General features: G+C 33.8%; 15 protein-coding genes. 12 read left to right on the top strand and 3 right to left on the bottom strand.

The window, feature by feature from the left end; all coding sequences use genetic code 11:
• Positions 1-267: 267 nt before the first annotated feature.
• The 5 genes from EA412_11085 (at position 268) to EA412_11065 (ending at position 4813) form a co-directional block, all read left to right on the top strand.
• The gene (locus tag EA412_11085) at positions 268-462 is read left to right on the top strand and encodes a hypothetical protein (protein TVR77506.1); all 195 of its coding nucleotides are present in this window, start codon (positions 268-270) and stop codon (positions 460-462) included.
• A complete protein-coding gene (locus EA412_11080; protein ID TVR77505.1) occupies positions 452-799 on the top strand; it encodes a PIN domain-containing protein in 348 nt (115 codons plus the stop codon). Before EA412_11085 ends, EA412_11080 begins: the two co-directional genes overlap by 11 nt.
• 291 nt (positions 800-1090) lie before the next feature.
• A complete protein-coding gene (locus EA412_11075) occupies positions 1091-1318 on the top strand; it encodes a hypothetical protein (protein ID TVR77504.1) in 228 nt (75 codons plus the stop codon).
• A gap of 871 nt (positions 1319-2189) precedes the next feature.
• Positions 2190-2906 carry a T9SS C-terminal target domain-containing protein gene (locus tag EA412_11070; protein ID TVR77503.1) on the top strand — a complete coding sequence of 239 codons (717 nt, stop codon included), beginning with the start codon at positions 2190-2192 and terminating at the stop codon, positions 2904-2906.
• Between the two features lie 203 nt (positions 2907-3109).
• Positions 3110-4813 (top strand): T9SS C-terminal target domain-containing protein, encoded by a 1704-nt coding sequence (locus tag EA412_11065; GenBank protein ID TVR77502.1) that lies wholly within the window; start codon positions 3110-3112, stop codon positions 4811-4813.
• On the opposite strand, the gene EA412_11060 is transcribed toward EA412_11065, so the two are convergent.
• The 3 genes from EA412_11060 to EA412_11050 are packed head-to-tail and all read right to left on the bottom strand — an operon-like array spanning position 4796 to position 7994.
• Complete coding sequence (locus EA412_11060; GenBank protein ID TVR77501.1) at positions 4796-5884, bottom strand: glycosyltransferase family 1 protein; 1089 nt, start codon at positions 5882-5884, stop codon at positions 4796-4798. The genes EA412_11065 and EA412_11060 overlap by 18 nt on opposite strands.
• Entirely contained in the window at positions 5881-7044 is a 1164-nt protein-coding gene (locus EA412_11055; protein TVR77500.1) for a glycosyltransferase family 1 protein, read from the bottom strand. Before EA412_11055 ends, EA412_11060 begins: the two co-directional genes overlap by 4 nt.
• Before the next feature lie 5 nt (positions 7045-7049).
• Positions 7050-7994, bottom strand: coding sequence for a glycosyltransferase (locus EA412_11050; protein ID TVR77499.1), 945 nt, complete (start codon positions 7992-7994; stop codon positions 7050-7052).
• Positions 7995-8311: 317 nt separating this feature from the next.
• Here EA412_11050 and EA412_11045 point away from each other — a divergent pair, with 317 nt between their 5' ends.
• From EA412_11045 to EA412_11015, 7 genes are all read left to right on the top strand, one after another.
• Positions 8312-10939, top strand: a complete 2628-nt coding sequence (locus EA412_11045; GenBank protein TVR77498.1) for a tetratricopeptide repeat protein — start codon at positions 8312-8314, stop codon at positions 10937-10939.
• Between the two features lie 137 nt (positions 10940-11076).
• On the top strand, positions 11077-13749 hold the full coding sequence (locus EA412_11040; GenBank protein ID TVR77497.1) for an AsmA family protein: 2673 nt from the start codon (positions 11077-11079) through the stop codon (positions 13747-13749).
• Positions 13750-16242 (top strand): carboxypeptidase-like regulatory domain-containing protein, encoded by a 2493-nt coding sequence (locus EA412_11035; protein TVR77496.1) that lies wholly within the window; start codon positions 13750-13752, stop codon positions 16240-16242.
• Between the two features lie 60 nt (positions 16243-16302).
• Entirely contained in the window at positions 16303-17328 is a 1026-nt protein-coding gene (locus EA412_11030) for a ligase-associated DNA damage response exonuclease (GenBank protein TVR77495.1), read from the top strand.
• A 70-nt stretch (positions 17329-17398) separates the two neighbouring features.
• Positions 17399-17680 (top strand): DUF427 domain-containing protein, encoded by a 282-nt coding sequence (locus EA412_11025; GenBank protein TVR77494.1) that lies wholly within the window; start codon positions 17399-17401, stop codon positions 17678-17680.
• A 66-nt stretch (positions 17681-17746) separates the two neighbouring features.
• Complete coding sequence (locus EA412_11020; GenBank protein TVR77493.1) at positions 17747-18355, top strand: AhpC/TSA family protein; 609 nt, start codon at positions 17747-17749, stop codon at positions 18353-18355.
• Positions 18356-18449: 94 nt separating this feature from the next.
• Positions 18450-19328 carry a T9SS C-terminal target domain-containing protein gene (locus tag EA412_11015; GenBank protein TVR77492.1) on the top strand — a complete coding sequence of 293 codons (879 nt, stop codon included), beginning with the start codon at positions 18450-18452 and terminating at the stop codon, positions 19326-19328.
• Positions 19329-19392: the final 64 nt, after the last annotated feature.

The following is a 19392-nucleotide window of genomic DNA, read 5'->3' as shown; positions in this document are numbered from 1 at the left end:
GATTTACAGTGTCTTATGATTTGTTATATAGTAGAAAAAAGATAAAAGAGAAAAAGGATATATTTTCGATTTAAATTGAGGTTTAAAGTGAGTTGAAGAAGTTTTCTAACGATTTTAATTTATTAGAAATAATTACATTCTTTGTTCAAAATACTTTAGTTTTATTGAATAAAAGTGAGACAAATATCAGGAGGGTTAAATAAACTAATCAATTAACAAACATTCAAGTCGAAACCAAAAATCCTAAAAATCCGTTTAACTTTAAAAATGAATCTAATGTCGGTTACAATTAAAAAGTCAGATACTATACAGGAAATGAATGAAAAAATTGCAACGGTTTTACGTAATATGCAAAAATCTAATGCAAAAAGGACATTCAATCCACATAAATATTTAGGTAAGTTGAAAGGTGTTTTTGGAGATGGATTAAAGTACCAAAAAAAGCTCAGGGATGAATGGTAAAGGAAGTATATTTGTCGATACAAATATGTTCATTTATTTACTTGAAGGCAATAATTATGCTGCTGAAGCCCTATTAAATAAGGACATTCATTTTTCATTTATTACAAAAATAGAACTTCTGGGCAATCCACATGTTGATGAAAAAGCTGAATCTGTTATCAAAGAATTATTATCCTTTCATAAAAAACACGGATATACAGATGAAATTGAAAGTAAAGCAATTTTACTAAGAAAGAAATACAAAATCAAGATTCCTGATGCAATCATCGCATCATCTGCATTATTAAATCAAATTCCTCTTTTTACATCAGATTCTGAATTTAAAAAAATTAAATAATTGCGTTGCATTTTTTTTGAAGTTTAAATTCTCACTATACCGCAGGCGTCCGTCTGTGACAAGTATTTAGTTCCGGTGATTATGCATGTAGATAATGAAATATTGAAATTGAATTGTAGTAGTAGTTTTTTGAACAATTAATTTAAAAGGATTAGATTTACATGTTAATTGATGAGATGGAATATTTTTATACAAAGAAGTTGTATCAGCCGTATCACAAGCGGACGCTTGCGATAGATGGGGACGCTTGCGATAGATGGGAAGAAATATTAAATTCAGAATAGATTTGTTATGAAATTGTTGTTGTTTATAATAGCAGTGGCTTGTATTCTTTTTGGATTTTGGAATTTATATTTCTTGTATAAAAACCCATTACCTAAGCCAGATTACAATGCTGGTGAATTTAGAGGATATTTGTTTAGCATTTCATTGATTTTACTTGGCATAGTTATATTACTCCGTGAAATTTTTGAAGTTGTAGAGCAAGGGCATCCTGTTATTGCACCTTTTTCACCTTAATGATACAGTCTGGGCTATGCGTAGTTTGTAACTACGCAGGAGTATATTTAAGGAGTAGGGCAATTCACTCTATCGCAGACATCCGCCTGTGAAACGATAGTTTGAAATTTATTTTTCATTATTAAAAAAAAATCGCGTCTGAATTCCTCCTTGGCCTGCTGTGCTTTCACTTGCTAAAAATTTTAAACTCCTGGCGTCAGACAGTAAAATTTTTCACGCAAGATTCAAGCAGCGGGTCCCCCAAGTCCGGAATAAAGGCCGCATTCCTTCTGTGAGGGAGTTTCATTATGTTCTTTCTGCAAAGAGTTTATCATCTATATCGATATAAAAGCCTTATGTGCCGTTAATCGGGCCTTGAGGGATTGTCCAATAAAACAAGAAAACCGGAACGCGATCACGACAACTGTCTGAAGCACAGCTATCTGAAAATTTGGAAAATTTTCAGCGAATAGCGTAGCGAGTTTTGTCGTGATAGTGTAGGTTTTCGTAGTTTTTATTAGGACAAGGTCTCACAGCCCTTGATTTTTTTCTATCTTTTTTATCAAGAAAAAAGATAAAAGAGAAAAAGGATATATTTTCGATTTAAATTGAGGTTTAAAGTGAGTTGAAGAAGTTTTCTAACGATTTTAATTTATTAGAATAAAATTACATTCCCAGCTGTCCGTAGCGCCCCCGCTACCGGACAAGAAAGACTTGCGAAGCAGATTTTCCATCATAATTTTTCCATTCTTCTTCCGGCTTTAGACGCATAAAGTGAGGCTATATTTTTTATTAAAATCCACTCGAAAGACGAGTAAAACAGATACTAAAAAAATATAATTCGAAATTCTCATTAGTAATTTTGTATTTTAGTTTTCTAAAAAAAATAATCATGCAAAACTATCTTGTCTCTCTTTTTTTGAGCTATTTTCTTCTTATTCCTTTTTGCAATGGACAGCCGGGATTTGATTTACAACCAACTAATTTTTATATAGAGGATTTTGATACAGAACATGTCGTATATCAGGTGAGTTTTTTTACAAACCTAACTCAGGATAGCGTGGAGATAGCCTGGAAACGTGATTTGAAGAAAAATTTCCCGGAAGAATGGGGATTCACCATGGAAGTAGGAGATGTCTTTTTTGAAGATAGTGTTCCTGAAAGTAGCATTTATGTTTTGCACAGAGAGCAGGATTTAGATTATATACCTGTTTTTATTGCTCAGGTATATCCAAATCATAAAGCCGGATTGGCTAATTTTAGTTTTAAGTTGTGGGATGTAAATGCCCCGGCAGACACCTTTAATGTTACTTATACGGTTAATATCAAAAAATCTTCTACGAATGTTCAAGAGTCTAAGGTTAAAGCTGCTTGTAATTTCCACCCTAACCCTTTGGTTGAAGATAATTTGAGGATCTTTAATTCTTCGATTAATTCTGATTTTAATTCAGAAAACGAAGTGAAAATTTTTGATGTGAGAGGTAGTTTAGTTTATTGGGAAAAAAATAAACAGATATTAAATCTCGCGGATTTAGCAAACGGCACCTATTTTTTATTTTTAAAGACTAATGAAGGTGAGTGTATTGAAAAAATACATGTTTTGCGTTAAATCAGTGAAGATTAAAATTTATGAACTGCTTATCTGTTATTTATACATTTTATTAGCAAGTAAAGTCTTGTTAAGAGTTGATTATAAACAGTAAACAATAAGTTTTTTAACAAATATTTTTTATTGTAAACGACTTTTTATTTGATGTTTTTTAATATATTTACGTTACCTAAGTTAATGTACAACACTAAAAATTAATTAACATGAAACTGCTAAAATTTACTTATTTTTTTGTTTTTCTGCTTTTATTGACGTTTACAACAAGCAAACTGAGTGCTCAATGTACTGCTCAGCAGCCACCTGAATTATCCGGTGATACGATTTGTGGCTCCGGAAGTGTAACTTTGGAAGTACAAGGTTCTGAAGTTAGCTGGTTTGATATGGAAACAGGAGGCAATTTATTAGACACCGGAAATATATTTGTAACACCGGTTTTAACAGAGACCACATCTTATTTTGTTACATTAGGAGGTAGTGAAGAAACAGATCTAGAAACTCCGGCTTTATTTGGATCAACTTTTCCCGGTAATATGATTGAAATTGTCGCTCTGGAAAACGTTGAAATTTTAAGCTTTGAAGTTTATTTAACTACAAGTACCAACTACGAAATTTATTACAAGCAAGGAAGTTTTCAGGGATTTGAACAAACTCCATCTGCCTGGACTTTAGTCGGATCTGCATTTGTTACGGCAAACCCACAAGATATTTTAACGCCTGTACCTATTGATGTAAATGTATCTATTCCTGCCGGTGATAATTACTCATTTTATTTGACTTCTACATCCGGTAATGTTCAGCGTTATACTAGTGGAACCGGTCTTGGAAATATACATGTACAGGATGATAATATACAATTATTAGAAGCAACCGGTAATCAGTATCCATTTACAAATCCCCTTTCTCCCCGCAGATGGAGTGGCAAAATTAATTACATACAAAACTGTCAAACAGATCCGGTAGAAGCGGAAATAATTGTTAGCCCTTTTCCTGAAACGAATATAACAAGTGCCGATACAACTGTTTGTGGAGGAATTGTTTTTCAAGCGGGTTCTGATAAGGATGTAGTTATCTGGAATGACCAAATTACAGATAGTTTATTTGAGGTAAATACCTCTCAATTAGTTACTGTATTAGCCGAAAATGTATACGGGTGCATTTCCCGGGATACTATAGATGTTACAGTGAATCCTGTTCCGGTGGTAGATTTGGGTGCTGATATTGAAATTTGCGGAGGCCCTGTATTTGTAGATGCCGCAAATGAAGGTGCTGACTTTATGTGGTCTGATGGCAGCAACTCACAAATACTGGAAGCTACCGAATCAAATGTTTATACTGTCGTTGTGACTAATGAATTTAATTGCTCTGCTACAGATTCTATAAATCTATTGATAAAAGAAAAACCGGAGTTAACCGTTAACCAACCGGAAGAAAGCTTTTGTGATGATGATCCTGTTTTTAATCTGAATCAATTGGTTACACCTATAGGTGGGATTTACCAAGGCTTTGGGGTTACGAGCAATAACTTTAATCCTTCTTTTACCGGTCCTGGTGAGTATCAGGTAATTTATACTGTTCAATCATTAACCAATGATTGCTTTTCAAGAGATACTATTCGTATAGTAGTGGATAACTGCACTTTTATTGGTGAAGCTGATTTTTCTGAGAGTGAACTAAAAATCTATCCGAATCCGGCTTCTGATTATTTTATTATAGAGGAAAACTCAGGAGAAAGTATCAAAAATATTTATATTTCGGATATTAAAGGCCGTGTTATCGAAAGCTTTGCATTAAATAATTACTTTACTGAACATACAATTCAGGTGAACCATTTAGCACCGGGTGAATACTTTGTTATTACTGAAAGTTCAGGAAAGCTTCAGGTATCAAAACTAATTATCAGGCGCTAAGATTTTATTCTGATATATCTTTTGAAGATTTTCATCAAATGCAGAAAAGCTAACTTTAGTGAGCAGCTTTTCTGCATTTTTTAATAAAAAGCTGTTTTTTTCTGAATTATCTAAAGCTTTTGATAATTTGATTTGCAAATCATTAATATTACCAGCCTCAAATAAATATGCATTTTTATTATGAATAAGAAGTTCATTCATTCCGGGAACATCTGATGCAATTACGATTTTACCACTTGCCATCGCTTCTATATGAACCATTCCGACAGGTTCCCGATGGGAGGGCATGCAGATGAAATCCATTTCCCGGTAGAAATCATCCATTTTTTTTACAAAACCATGGTACATAAATTGAGAATCAGGAAAGAGAGATTTCGCTGTATCCAGCATTTTTCTTTTATCTTTTCCCGTACCTGCAATATGAATACAAATATTCGGTCGTTTTTGTGAAAGTTTAGCCGTAGCTTCTAAAAAATCTCGCCAACCTTTATGTTGTGTAAGTCTGCCGGCAAAACCTATATTGATTTTTTTACCGGGTACCCTATCGCTTGCCGTAAAAACATCTCTGTCAACAAAATTGTATAGAACTGAAATTTTCTCTCCGGGAAATCTACTTTTCTTTTCCAGTGTGTTTTTGACAAAATCTGAGCAGCAAATTACATGTTCGATTAGGTTACCGAAAAATTTATAAGCCGGTAAATTTAAAGGAAAAGGGTCTATAACATCTCCTTGTTCATGAAATACCAGTTTTATTTTTTTGTGTATTAGTTTTATAATTATTCCGGTATACTGACTTCTCGGCAAATGACAATGCAGTAATTCAATGTTTTCTTTTTTTATAATTTTTTGAATTTGTCTTATCGTAGCACGGAAGTGAAATCTTGATGATGAATGATAAACGGTAACATTTTTGTTTTCAACTGACATTTTTTCATCCGTATCTCTTAATACAAAAAGATGAAAGTTCTCATTTTGACTGTATTTTTCAAATATCCCTTTAACAACAGTTTGGGCTCCACCCAACCAAAGATTGTCTATTATATGCAAGGTATTTACTTGTATTTTACTCATAAAGTTTCATCATTCAAAGAATTTAAAATTGCACTTTCATATTCTTTTACAAGCTTAGTCCATTCAAATTTTTCTATAAAATTATTGTAAAACTCTTTCCTCTCCTGATTTTCTTCCACATCTGAAATGTAGTATTTAATGGCTTTTGCAAAGGCCGATGGATCAGTCATACAGATTTCTCCGTTTATTTGATGTTTAATTAGTTCCGGATTGCCGCTAACACCTGTGGTTATTACATATAATCCCGAAAATAAAGCCTCCAGAATTGCAATTGACATACCTTCGTTTTGAGAAGTACTCAGAAGTATATCGGATTGATGATAGAGCGCTACAATTTCAGCTTTCGATATCCAGCCTTTTATTGTTACGCAATCGTTTAAGTTTAATTTTTGAATTCGATATTCAATTTTTTTTCGAAGTGGTCCATCACCGGCGAAAATTAGTTCAAAATTTACATTTTGCTTTTTAAGTGTTGCCGCAACTTCTAATGCAAACAGGGGTTGCTTTTGTTTCACAAGTCTTCCTGCAAAGACAATTTTTATTTTATCCGATTTTGTTTTGTTTTCCGGTTTAAAAAAGCTCATAGCATCTGAGCCATTCGGAATTTTGACCAGCTTTTCTTGCTGGTTTTTAAGGAAGTTTTTTGCATTAACTTCCATAGCATTGGACTGCACAAACAACAAAGAAGCATTATTACAGACCTTCTTAATGATTGGATAGCTGAAAAGATGATACCAAAACATTTCTTCTATGCAAAACCAGGGAATATCATGAGCATGAGAGATAACCGCATATTTAAGACTAATTCTTTTTTTCAATTTTTCAGCCACATATCCTCCCGGTATGCTGAAATGTGCCAGGCAAAAGTCGTATTGATTTTCAGATAAATTTTCTGTGTATTTTTCAGCTTTTAAAATCCAATCAATTTTTTCTCTAATGCCGGATTTAAAATAGTAAGGCCTGTGTGCATTTAAACGAATAATTCTGAGATTAGAATTTACGTCATCTATATAGAATTTATTTTTTTCAGAACAGGTGATTACGTCAACTTTGTGACCAAATTCAGCTAGTTTTTCCGCCTGATAACGACTAATAATTCCTGCTCCGCCGCCTAAAGGGGGATATTCATAATTCAGTATTAAGATTTTTAATTTTTGCATGCAAATCAGCTTTGCGTTTCCCCTTTTTGATTAACAGATGTTTCATTCACCACAAAAATAGGTCGGTTTAGATTTTCATAGTATATCTTCCCTATGTATTCAGATAAAATCCATAAAAGGGTAAAAAGAAAACCTACAAAAATGAATAAAATTACGACTAACCATTTAAAAAGGGGGTAGACTTCATTGTTAATAAGTACATCGTAAATGATATATGTTAAAAAAGAGGCACCCAAACCCATGCTGAGAATCCCTATAAAAAAACCTATTTTAAGTGGGAGAAATGAAAAACTAAGAATTCCATTCATAGCAAGGCTAATCATTTTAATCAGGGAATATTTTGTTTCACCGCTTTTTCTGACCGGTCTTTCATATTCTACCAGACCATAAGGAAAGCCCATCCATGAAATCATACCCCTCAAATAAATGGACTTTTCATTCATTTTTAGAAGATTATCGACTACTTCTTTATCCATGAGTCTGAAATCGCCTACATTTTCAAGTATATCGTATCCGGAGCTTAGTTTTTGAATTTTATAATACCATTTGGCTGTAAGTCTTTTAACAAAACCATCATTTTTTCTGCTAACTCTTTTGCCATAGACAATTTTTTTTCCGGATTCATACAGTTCAAAAAAATCAGATATTTTGTCAGGTGGATCTTGAAAGTCGGCATCCATAGTAATTATTATATCTCCTTTTGCCATTTGAAGACCGGCCATCAGAGCTGCCTGATGACCAAAGTTCCTGGTTAAAGAAATAAAGCTTACATCAGAGTTTTCAATTGCCAGTTCTTTAATAACATTAAGTGAGTTATCACTGCTTCCGTCATCTATAAAAATAAAGTCAGTTAAATAATTCGCCGGAATATTTTCCTTAATTGCTTTATAAATCTGATTTATATTGTCTTCTTCATTAAAAACCGGTAATAAAATACTTACTTTTTTCATGTTATTGAGACAAATATAATAGTTATAGTTCGTTTACTTCTAACCGGGAAATTCTTGTTTATCAGCAGATAATATTTTCCTTTATTTCCGAAAGCCTTGAAATTCATTATTAAAGCAAATTTACTATTTAATTTTTAAAAGTTGAATTACTTAGAAACTCTTGTTCAGCTTATTTTTTAGTATTTTTTCTATTATTTTTAAGATTGCTTAAAAGTTTACGAATTTTGAAAAGATATTTAGTTAAAACTTACATCAGTTTCATTTGAGTCTCTATTTTTGACTTAAAAAAAAGTATTTCAGGCTATCTAACAAGCATAATGACATCTAAGAATAAAAAAAAGCTAAATAAACAGGATAGATTTGAAAATATAGTGAAGGGTTTAAAAAAGAAGGTCTTCCTTATAATGAGTGGCATTCTTTTTTTGAATTTTCTGTTATACTTTCAAACCCGCAATTTCGATTTTGTAGATTATGATGACCCAACGTATGTAATAAATAATAAAGACGTTCGTGACTTATCATTTTCAGGGGTTTATAAAATGTTTTTTGACCCTTATAAGCCCGAGGAGATTAAGCCACCACTTACAGTTTTTACGCTGGCTATCAATTATAGTATAAGTGAATTTAATCCGGCTTCTTATCATATACTAAATATGCTTTTTCATTTGGCTAATATTATATTGGTTTTTTACTTAGCCAGAAAGTTGGGATTGAATGAGTTTGCTTCCCTTGCTGTTGCCTTTTTCTTTTCGATTCATCCTTTTAATGTGGAATCCGTAGCCTGGGTAACTGCTCGTAAAGAAGTGCAATACACTTTCTTTTTTTTAACGGCTTTACTTGCGTACTTGCATTTTTTAGATAAAAGAATTTGGTGGCAATATTTACTTGCTTTTATACTGTTTGTTTGTGCTTTTTATTCAAAGTATTCGGCAGTTACTTTTCCACTGGTAATCCTGGCGGCTGCTTTAATTTGGAAGCAAAGAAAGGATTATCTGAAAACAGTTGCTGAAGTGGTGCCTTTTTTTATACTGCCTTTATACATAACTATAAATAGTTTTGCTGTCGTTTTCGAAGAAAGTGGCGCTGATATGCAACAAAGCGAAATGGAAGCTCCATTGTTTGAAGACATTCCGGCTAAAGGTATCACTGATTATTATGATTTTACTTTAAAGGATAAGATTATTTTAGGCGGGTACTCATTTGTAAGTTATTTGGAAAAATATGTGTTTCCAAGAAATTTAAGGCTCATATATCCTTATCCTCAGCTTAGTGAAGGGCAATTTTCGAGTATCTATTATATTCTATTTTTTTTATCATTAATCATAGTTGCTTTAGCGGTTTATTTAATAGTGTACTTTAATATTTGGCAGAATAAGACAGCAATGTTTGGCTTGTTTTTCTTTTTAAGCGGCTTGTCAATATTGCTGCATGTATTACCTATCGGAGGGCGAGTTGTTATCGCAGAAAGGTATATGTATTTACCGCAAGTAGGATTGTTGATATTTATTTTTTCACTTAGTAGTCATTTGATCTACTCAAAACTATACAGATTTAGATATTATGCTATCTTATCTGTTTTTGCTGTTTATTTTGTTTTTCAAACACATGCCCGCATTCCTGTTTGGGAAAATTCTTATGAATTATTTACAGACTTAATTGAAAAAGAACCAGATTATGCTGTTAGCTATAATAATTTGGCCAGTTGGTATGTATTAAATAATCAAATTAACAATGCAGCTGAACTTCTCAAAAAAGCAATAGAAATTAGTCCAACATACCCATTGCCTTACTTTAATCTCGGGAAAATAGCTTCCATGCAAGATAATGATCAGTTGGCTGTTCAGCTTTACCGTAAGGCTATAGAATTAGACCCCTTTTATTCATCTGCCTATAATAATATTGGTACAATTTATTTAAATTCAGAGCAATTTGATTCGGCTATAGTGTATTTGAATAAGGCATTAGATATAAATGCACAATTGCATTTGCCAAACTTTAACTTAGGAGTAGTATATGATGAGCTAATGAAGTATGAAAAAGCAATCAACTACTTTAAAATTGCAGCGAACTTAAACGAAAATCCTTATATTGAGTATAATAATATCGGTAATATTTATATCAAAATGGACGAAGATCATGCTGCTGAAGCATATTTGTTAAAATCAATTGAGTTAAATCCTTCTTATTATTTATCCTATTATAATTTAGGTTTTTTATATGAATTGAATGATGATTTTGAAAGAGCAAAGATTAACTATAAAAAATCTGTTGAATTAAACCCAAACCAAACAGGCCCATATCTAAGTTTGGCAAATATATATAAAGAAGCAGGTGATAAACAGACCGCTAATTTTTATTTGAGTAAAATAGAGGATGCTCCCATCGACTCGGATTTTGAGAATAGAATTGATTTAGCAGTTTCTTATGAATTGGAAGGAAATATGGTTGCTGCCAATCAGATATATAAACAATTGGTAGCAGAATTGCCTGATAATCCTGAACTATATATAAGGCTGGGTTTTACTTATAAACGCATGGGTGAAGTTGATGCCGCATTATCTGCACTAAACCAAAGTATCAGACTTGACCCTGCAAACGCGTCAGCTTATCAAAATAAGGCTATGGCATTGCTTAGATTGGAAGGAAATGAATTTGCAGCTATTGAAAATTTTGACAAAGCATTATCTTTAGATAATTCATTAGGAGATGCTTACGTCAATAGAGGAACTGCTTATATAAAAATGGGTAATTTTCAAAAAGGTGTTGAAGATCTTACAAAAGGAATTGAAATACTTGGAGATGAAGTCGCTTTAAATATGTATATTAACAGAGGTATTGCAAATTTGAATCTTGGTAATCAGGAAGAAGCTTGCAAAGACTTTAATACAGCTCTTGAAAAAGGTTATCAAAATGCTATTTTGTTTGTCAGAGACCATTGTGAATAAATAATTTATTAAATTATAGATAAAAGGCACATTATTTCCTTTTTTGACGTTCAATGTAAGACGAGTCATTTTTGATACCTTTTTTTTAACGTGTAATAGCCGAATGATTCGTTTAAATAAAATTTAACTTAAAAAATATGAAAAAGACTATAATAATTATCAGTGCTATTTTTGGCTTTTTGCTATTGTTGGCAATACTATTGCCATTTCTTTTTAAAGACCGTTTGATGGTTATGTTAAAGGAAGAAATTAATAAACAAGTCGAAGCTAAAGTAGATTTTAGTGATTTGGGGATTTCTATTTTCAGGAATTTTCCGGATTTGACTTTAAGTATGCGGGACTTTTCTGTAGTTGGAGAAAAAGAATTTGAAGGAGATACGCTTGCTTATATAAAAAGTTTTCGATTAACAGTAGATTTAATGTCTGCTATTCGGGGTGATGAAATAGAGTTAAAAAGAATAAGACTGGACGAGCCTTTAATTCAACTATTAGTAAATCAGGATGGGAATGTTAACTGGGATATTATGCCTGAATCTGATGAAGAGGTTGAGCCTACAGATGAAGAGAGCGGACTGAAATTTGCACTCCGATCCTACGAGCTGCGCAATGCTGATATACGGTATTATGACATCCCTCAGAAAATGTATGCTTCACTAACCAAAATGAACCATAGCGGAAGAGGAGATTTTACTTTGTCTCAGTTTCTGTTAAGTACTGACACCAGGGTAGAAAGTATAAATGTCAGTTATGATGGATTTAGCTGGTTTCGAAATGTCTCAGGAGAATTACTGGCAGATATGGACATAAATCTGGATGCTTCAACTTATACTTTCAGCAAGTTTGACCTAACTTTAAATGAACTATTTGTTCAGATGACCGGTATGATAGGACTTCCGGAGTCGGGTTTTGATTTAGATTTGGATTTTAAAACTCCGGATACAGAATTTAAACAGCTTTTATCAATTATTCCTGCAGCGTATACAGATGATTTTCGAAACATAAATGCGGGAGGTAGTTTTTCATTAAATGGTTTTGTAAAAGGCTTGTATGAAGATGAACTTTATCCTGCTTTTGAAATCAAAATGAAAGCTGATAATGGAAGTTTTCAATATCCTGACTTGCCTGCAAAAGTTTCTAATGTTGATTTAGATATGGAAATAACACATCCGGGAGGAATTTATGACCTGATGGTGATTGATTTGAAAAAACTTTCAATGAAACTGGATAATGAGCCTTTTGATATGCGATTGAAGATGCGAAATCCGGACACAGACCCGGATATTGATATGGCTTTGTCTACTAAGCTTAACTTATCAAAAGTTCCAAATTATTACCCTATAGACGGACTGGAAACCATCAGTGGAAATCTGGAAGCTTCTATAGAAGCAAAAGGTCGCTTATCTGCTATAGAGCATCAACGTTATAATCAATTTCATGCAAGCGGCTTTTTACAATTAAATAACTTTGCTTATAAAGATGCTGATTTACCTTATCTGTTAGAAATGTCAATTTTTGATTTACAAATCAGTCCTGCCACAGCAAACTTACGTTCAATGAAAGGAAAAATTGGATCTACAGACTTTGATATGTCAGGTAGATTAGATAATCTTTTGCCTTATGTGTTTAATGATGGAATATTAAAAGGAAGCTTTGCTTATAAATCTACCCTCACAAACGTAAATGAATGGATGACGGGTGAGGCTGAACCTGACGAAACAGCAGAAATGAGTGTTATACCTGTACCTGCTAATCTGGATATTCGAATGACCGGTGATTTCACTAAAATCATTTATGATAATATTGAAATGGAAAATGTAACCGGCATAGTTCAGATAAAAGATCAAAAAATAAATCTGAGTAACCTAAATGCCCGAACACTCAATGCTACCGTACGCATGAATGGAGAATACAACACCAGAGATGTAAATAATCCGACTTTTAACATGGATTATGATATAAATAATATGGATATCCGTGAAGCCTATGAAACATTTAATACGGTTGAGTCATTTGCTCCTGTAGCCCGCTATGTTGAGGGGCGATTTAGTTCAGTTATGAATATGAATGCGAACCTGAACCCGGACATGTATCCGGATATGAATAGTTTGAATGCACGGGGAAACCTTAGAATACCCGAAATTAAAGTCAATAACTTCAAACCTTTACAGGAATTGGCTGATAAGATGCAGTTGCCTTTTCTTCGAAATTGGTCAGCTTCAAACCTTCGTATTGATTTTATAATTGAAAACGGACGACTGATTGTAGAGCCATTTGATGTGATGCTATCTGACGTTTTAGTAAACGTTTCGGGAAGTAATGGATTAGATCAGTCATTAGATTATATTTTAAAAGTAAATGTACCCAGAGCCCGTTTAGGAAGAGCTTCAGACTTAGCAAGCAGTTTAGCGGAAGAATCAGGAATTCCCGGCTTGGCTTCGGCTTTACCGGACGTTGTTCAATTTAATGTAAATATGAAAGGGACTATTGATAATCCTAATATAAGTCTTTCGCTAGGAGAGGCAACGACAAAAAGGCCTTTAGTGGACAGAGCAAGAGAAGAAGTGGGGGAGCAGGTTGATCGTGCCAGAGCGGAAGCAGAAGCAGAGGCGGAAAGATTACGTAAGGAAGCGGAGCAGAAAGCCAGAGCAGAAGCTGATCGTGCCAGAGCTCAGGCCGAAGCAGAAGCAGAAAGAGCCCGTAAAGAAGCTCAGGCTGAAGCTGATAGAATACGTAAAGAAGCAGAGGAAAGAGCGCGCAAAGAAGCTGAAAAACAAAAAGAAGGACTTAGAGACCGGATAGGGTTTCCATAAATGAAAAACACTTTTAAAATACCCGTACTTGTTTTCAGTATTATTTTTTTGCTGTTGAACTCTTTGTTTCTTTTTTCTCAGACAGTTACAGATAATACATATACTCTTTCAGGCACCATTAAGTCTGAGGGTGATGCTGTTCCTTTTGCTCATATTTATCTGGAAGGCAGCAGCAGAGGAACCGTTGCAAACGAATTTGGAGAGTATTCTTTTCAAGTTCCGGCCGGGAATCATACTATAGTCTCCAGAGCTGTGGGATACAGCACATATAGGAGAAGTATAACTATAGATGCCAACAGAAAATTTGATATAAATCTAAAAGTTTCTTCCTATTCAATCGGTGAAATTGTAGTCCGGGGTTCTGAAGACCCGGCTTATGAGATTATGAGACAGGTAATCGATCACAGAGATAAACATTATAAGGCAGTTGAAGGATTTTCCTGTCACGTTTATTTGAAAGGCTTAAACCGGGTAACAAAAGCTCCGGATGAAATTTTTGGCTTTAATTTAACAGCTTTTGGATTGTTAGATTCAAACAATACAGGTATTATTTATCTTTCAGAATCAGAGTCTGAATTTCACTTTCAAAGACCGGACAAAATCCGGGAAGTAATGATTTCTTCCAAAGTAAGTGGAGACTTCTCTGCTTTTAGCTGGAATATGGCCTCTGATTTTTTATTTTCTGTATATCAAAACACTATATACCAGGAAGCTTTGACTCAAAGGGTAATAATATCTCCTTTAGCAGATAATGCTTTTTTTTATTATGATTTTAAATTGAAGAATACTGCTTTTGACGGTTCTCAATTAATTTATGATATTGAAGTGATACCGAAAAGAGCTAATGATCCGGTGGTAAGTGGCTTAATCCAGATAAATCATGAACTGTGGAATGTCCGTCAATTATCTGTCGAGTTGAATAAAAATAATGGACTAAATTTGGTGGATACACTTAAAATCAGTCAATCTTATGTTCCGATAAGTGATAGTGTCTGGATGCCGATGTCTCAGCACTTTGAATTCGTTTTTAATATTCTTGGGATTGAGGCAGAGGGTTATTTTACAGGTATTTATACCGATTACACCTTAAATCCAAACTTTGAAAGAGGTTTTTTTACCAATGAATTATTGAAAGTTGAGGAAGGCGCTGATAAAAGAGATAGTCTTTATTGGTCAAGGGTTAGGCCAATCCCTTTAACTTCCGAAGAGCAAAGAGATTATAAGCTGAAAGATAGTATAGCTGAGATTAGAAATACAGATGCCTTTAAAGATTCAATAGATAGAATATACAACCGCTTTAGTCCATGGGATCTACTTTTTGGTTACAGATACCGTAATTCCAAAAGGAGTACGCGTTTTGTTATTCCGACAATAACTTCACTTTTTCAATTTAATACAATAGAAGGCTTTGTTGTTCAGCCTGAATTGAATTTTAGAAAATCAGCTGAAGATGGAAAATATCATCAGTTTAATACTAGTATGAGATATGGTTTTAGTTCAAATGATTTTTATGCAAAATTAGGCTACCGCTATTTTTATAATACATTTAATTCCTCAAGCTTTTTTTTAGAAGGCGGGCATTTCCCTCAACAGTTTAATACTAGCAGCCCTATTCACCCGGTAGTAAATACAGCATACACTTTATTTTGGGGAGAAAACTATAAAAAAATGTATGAGCGAAGCTATTTGGAAGGTGGTTGGCAAAGTGAAATTGTAAATGGCCTTCGTTTAACACTGACTATATCAGGTGAAGAGAGAAGCCTTTTAGATAATACCACCGATTTTTCATTTCGTAAAACAGAGAATAAGAACTTTACCCGTAATGAGATTAAACAATATCGTCAGGATTTTAAAGATTGGGAACCCCATTATGCTGCCGGTATAGAAACTAACTTCAGGATTCGCTTTCAACAGAAATATATAAGCCGGCCGGATAGAAAGATTATAACAGGATATAGAGGTCCGCAATGGACTTTAGGTCAGAAAACATTTACAGGCTTTGGTAATCAAATAGATGACTTTACGTATACACATTTTCAATCTACTATAGAACATAACTTACGCCTAGGTTTAATAGGAAATTCCAAATACCTTTTGCGAGGCGGGCTTTTTCAGAAATGGCAAGGAGAACCGGCACCAATGGATTTAATGCATTTTAATGGTAAGCAAACTATTTTTGCCAGAATAGACCCATTTTCTTATTATCTGCTTGACTACTATAAGTTCAGCACTTTTGACCCATACCTGGAATTTCATTTTTTACACTCTTTTGATGGCTTTATCGCAAATAAAATACCATTAATAAAGCAAACAGATCTGGCGTTTACTTCAGATATTAAGTTTTTATTTGTAGAGGATTTGCCGGCATACTATGAGTTTTCATTTGGGATGAAAAATATTCTTTCGATATTTAGAGTAAATTATACCTATGGGCATACTATAGGTTCTACAGGCCGGCATGGCTTAAGTTTACAGATAACTCAAGGCTTTTAGAGTTTTATCATTAAAGCCTGTTTTGAACGATTTTGCTTTACTCAGGTTTCATTTATCAGGATGTCTAAATTAGTTAAGTCATTTATTGAATTGAGAAAAAACGGGCTCTATTGCCTGCCCGGTGATTTTTATATTGATCCCTGGAAGCCGGTAAAAAATGCCCTGATAACTCATGCACACGCTGATCATTCGAGATGGGGAAACAAATTCTATCTGGCTCATAAAGACAGCATACCGTTTATGAAACACCGATTAGGTAGTGATATACATACAGAGGCTGCTCTTTACAATAAACCCATATTTATTAATGGAGTAAAATGCACTTTCCACCCGGCCGGTCACGTGATTGGATCGGCTATGATAAGTCTGGAGTGGAAAGGCTTTAAGGTGTTAGTTTCGGGTGATTATAAAATTGAAGATGACGGATTTACCATTCCTTGTGAAATTGTTAAAAGTGACGTATTTATCTCTGAAAGCACTTTTGGTTTACCTGTTTTTCAATGGGAGCAACAAAAAACTGTTTTTCAGGAAATTGAAAATTGGTGGACAAAAAATATGAATGAAAAAGTTCATTCCGTATTATATGCATATTCATTGGGTAAAGCGCAAAGATTGCTGGCAGGAATTAATCTTTCGTTAGGAGATGTTTGGGTGCATCCTGCGATAGCAAAAATAAATGAATGTATAGAAAAGACCCCCTGGAAAAAAAGTGATGTGATTACTTTGGACCGGGATTCAAAACCGGAAAAAGCAGCCTTGATTATTGCACCTCCTGCTGTAAATGAAAGTAACTGGTTAAATAAATTGAAACCATTTGAAACAGCAATGGCCTCAGGATGGATGACATTTAATGGTGCTAAAAGAAGAATTTCAGTTGACAGAGGTTTTGTGATTTCAGATCATGCTGATTGGAAAGGTTTAAATTACGCTGTGGAAAGTACAGCCGCTGAAAAAGTTTTTTTGACACACGGCTACTCAAGCATTTTTGCAAAATGGCTTAGAGATAAAGGATATGATGCTTTTGAGCTTGATACTTTATTTGAAGGGGAACATTTAGACGCGGATGATACTGCAAATAATTTTTAAGCTAAAAATTGAATTACAAACAATTATACTTAGATATTGTTATAATGTTAAATCATATAAATAAATTAAAATGAAAGCTATTTGGAACAATACAGTGATTGCTGAAAGTAATGATACTATTAATATAGAGGGGAATCATTATTTTCCAAAAGACTCTGTGAAATCGGAGTACTTAAAGCCTTCCGATACTAAAACTACTTGTTTTTGGAAAGGTGAAGCTGCTTATTATTCGGTTGAAGTGAATGGTGAAATAAATAAAGATGCCGCCTGGTATTACCCTAAAACTAAAGATGCCGCAAAAAACATAGAAGGTCGTATTGCTTTTTGGAAGGGAGTCAGTATTGAAAAGTGAGGTCTGTTATTTCATTAGTCCCTTTGAATTTAATAGCTTTGATGTAATCCGTATAAAAAAACTTCTATGAAAATTAAATCTGCCTTACTTACAAGTCTCATGTTTGTATTTGTACTTACTTTAACTTCTAATCTCTATGCTAATTCAGGAGGTTTAAATGTTGGTGATAAAGCGCCCCATTTCTCCGCACATGATCAGGAAGGAAATAAAGTCACGCTAAAAGACTTACTTGCAGAGGGAGATGTTATACTTGTGTTTTATAGAGGACAATGGTGTCCAATTTGTAACCGTCATTTAAAAGCAGTTCAGGACAGCCTTGAGTTGCTTACACAGAATGGGGCATTTGTTATAGGTATTTCACCGGAAAAACAAGAATATCTTCAAAAAAGCTCCCAAAAATCAGGCGCATCCTATCCATTATTGTATGATAGAGATTACTCTATGATGAAAGCTTATAAAGTTGTTTATTCTCCTGATAGTGAAGAGCAGGATATGTATAACAAACGATTGGATGCTAATTTTCAAATCGCTCATGATAATGATGAGGTTTTTTTACCGGTTCCGGCTACTTACATTATAAATTCAAATGGTGAGATTGTTTTTGCTCATTATGATACAGATTACCGACAGAGAACAAGTGTTCGGGAGATGTTGCCATATTTATCCGATAATTAGAGTATATTTTATTTGAATCGTTTTGTGGCTTAATTTTTGCTATATTTTAAGTCGCAGAAGTATTATTTAATACGGTTAAAAAAATGATTATAAAATGAAAGCAATTCTACTTACTCTCTTTTCCTTTTTAACAATTACTTTTCTATATGCTGTTCAGTTGCCTAACTCCGATTTTTCACAATGGACAGACGACAGAGGATTTGACGAACCAATAGCCTGGGAAAATAGCGATTTTTATATACATGCATTTACACCTAATGGTCCTTTTGGGGTAAATAAAAGTACTATGGCTAATCAGGGAGATTACTCTGTTCAGTTAGTGACATTTAATCGTACTGATATTGATGGAGCGGAGGGTAATTATCCGGCATTTATACAAAAAGGAATGTCTGTTTCTCAAAAACCACATGTTTTAAGAGGTTCTGTTCAGACAAACTTACTTCCCGGAGATTCGGCAGCGGTTGGGATTTCTGCTTATAAAAACAATGTACTCATAGGTGAAGGTGCTGCTTTATTTGGAGGTACTACTCAGTCATTTGCTCCTTTTGAGGCCGTTATTAGCTATACAGAGGAGGGAACTCCGGATTCAATAGTTGTGGTTGCCATAAGCACTATTTACAATCAGTTTACAGAGGGCGAAATTCATATTGATTATGTTTCTTTGGACTATACGGCTGTTTCTGCACGTGATATTGCTTCAAAGAATTTACAGAAAAGAGTTGTAAGAGCCGGCCCCAATCCTGTTACTAACCGATTCTTTATTTTAGTAGAAACAGATAGAACTACAAGCTTTGAAATTAATCTGTATGATGTTTTAGGCACACGGGTTTATCAGCAAACGATTCCTCAGGTTGAGAGAGGTAATAAAGAAATTAGCATTGATATCCCGAATCACCTTTCAAACGGTATGTATATTTTTGAAGTTAAATCAGCAGATTTCAGACATACCAATCGCATAAGTATCAGAAGATAACCTAAAACTTTTTTCTTTCAATATTCCCATATTCAAATAACAATTTTATACTTTTATCCGGTAT

The organism is Chitinophagaceae bacterium (genome assembly GCA_007695095.1).
Classification (GTDB): Bacteria; Bacteroidota; Bacteroidia; order Chitinophagales; family REEL01; genus REEL01.
Note: the sequence above shows the minus strand (reverse complement) of the source record. Positions and strands in the feature narration are given on the sequence as shown.

Excerpts from the sequence above, each read along its gene's own strand:
- EA412_11085 (TVR77506.1), top strand. The coding sequence starts at position 268 with ATGAATCTAATGTCGGTTACAATTAAAAAGTCAGATACTATACAGGAA.
- EA412_11080 (TVR77505.1), top strand. The coding sequence starts at position 452 with ATGAATGGTAAAGGAAGTATATTTGTCGATACAAATATGTTCATTTAT.
- EA412_11075 (TVR77504.1), top strand. The coding sequence starts at position 1,091 with ATGAAATTGTTGTTGTTTATAATAGCAGTGGCTTGTATTCTTTTTGGA.
- EA412_11070 (TVR77503.1), top strand. The coding sequence starts at position 2,190 with ATGCAAAACTATCTTGTCTCTCTTTTTTTGAGCTATTTTCTTCTTATT.
- EA412_11065 (TVR77502.1), top strand. The coding sequence starts at position 3,110 with ATGAAACTGCTAAAATTTACTTATTTTTTTGTTTTTCTGCTTTTATTG.
- EA412_11060 (TVR77501.1), bottom strand. The coding sequence starts at position 5,884 with ATGAGTAAAATACAAGTAAATACCTTGCATATAATAGACAATCTTTGG.
- EA412_11055 (TVR77500.1), bottom strand. The coding sequence starts at position 7,044 with ATGCAAAAATTAAAAATCTTAATACTGAATTATGAATATCCCCCTTTA.
- EA412_11050 (TVR77499.1), bottom strand. The coding sequence starts at position 7,994 with ATGAAAAAAGTAAGTATTTTATTACCGGTTTTTAATGAAGAAGACAAT.
- EA412_11045 (TVR77498.1), top strand. The coding sequence starts at position 8,312 with ATGACATCTAAGAATAAAAAAAAGCTAAATAAACAGGATAGATTTGAA.
- EA412_11040 (TVR77497.1), top strand. The coding sequence starts at position 11,077 with ATGAAAAAGACTATAATAATTATCAGTGCTATTTTTGGCTTTTTGCTA.
- EA412_11035 (TVR77496.1), top strand. The coding sequence starts at position 13,750 with ATGAAAAACACTTTTAAAATACCCGTACTTGTTTTCAGTATTATTTTT.
- EA412_11030 (TVR77495.1), top strand. The coding sequence starts at position 16,303 with ATGTCTAAATTAGTTAAGTCATTTATTGAATTGAGAAAAAACGGGCTC.
- EA412_11025 (TVR77494.1), top strand. The coding sequence starts at position 17,399 with ATGAAAGCTATTTGGAACAATACAGTGATTGCTGAAAGTAATGATACT.
- EA412_11020 (TVR77493.1), top strand. The coding sequence starts at position 17,747 with ATGAAAATTAAATCTGCCTTACTTACAAGTCTCATGTTTGTATTTGTA.
- EA412_11015 (TVR77492.1), top strand. The coding sequence starts at position 18,450 with ATGAAAGCAATTCTACTTACTCTCTTTTCCTTTTTAACAATTACTTTT.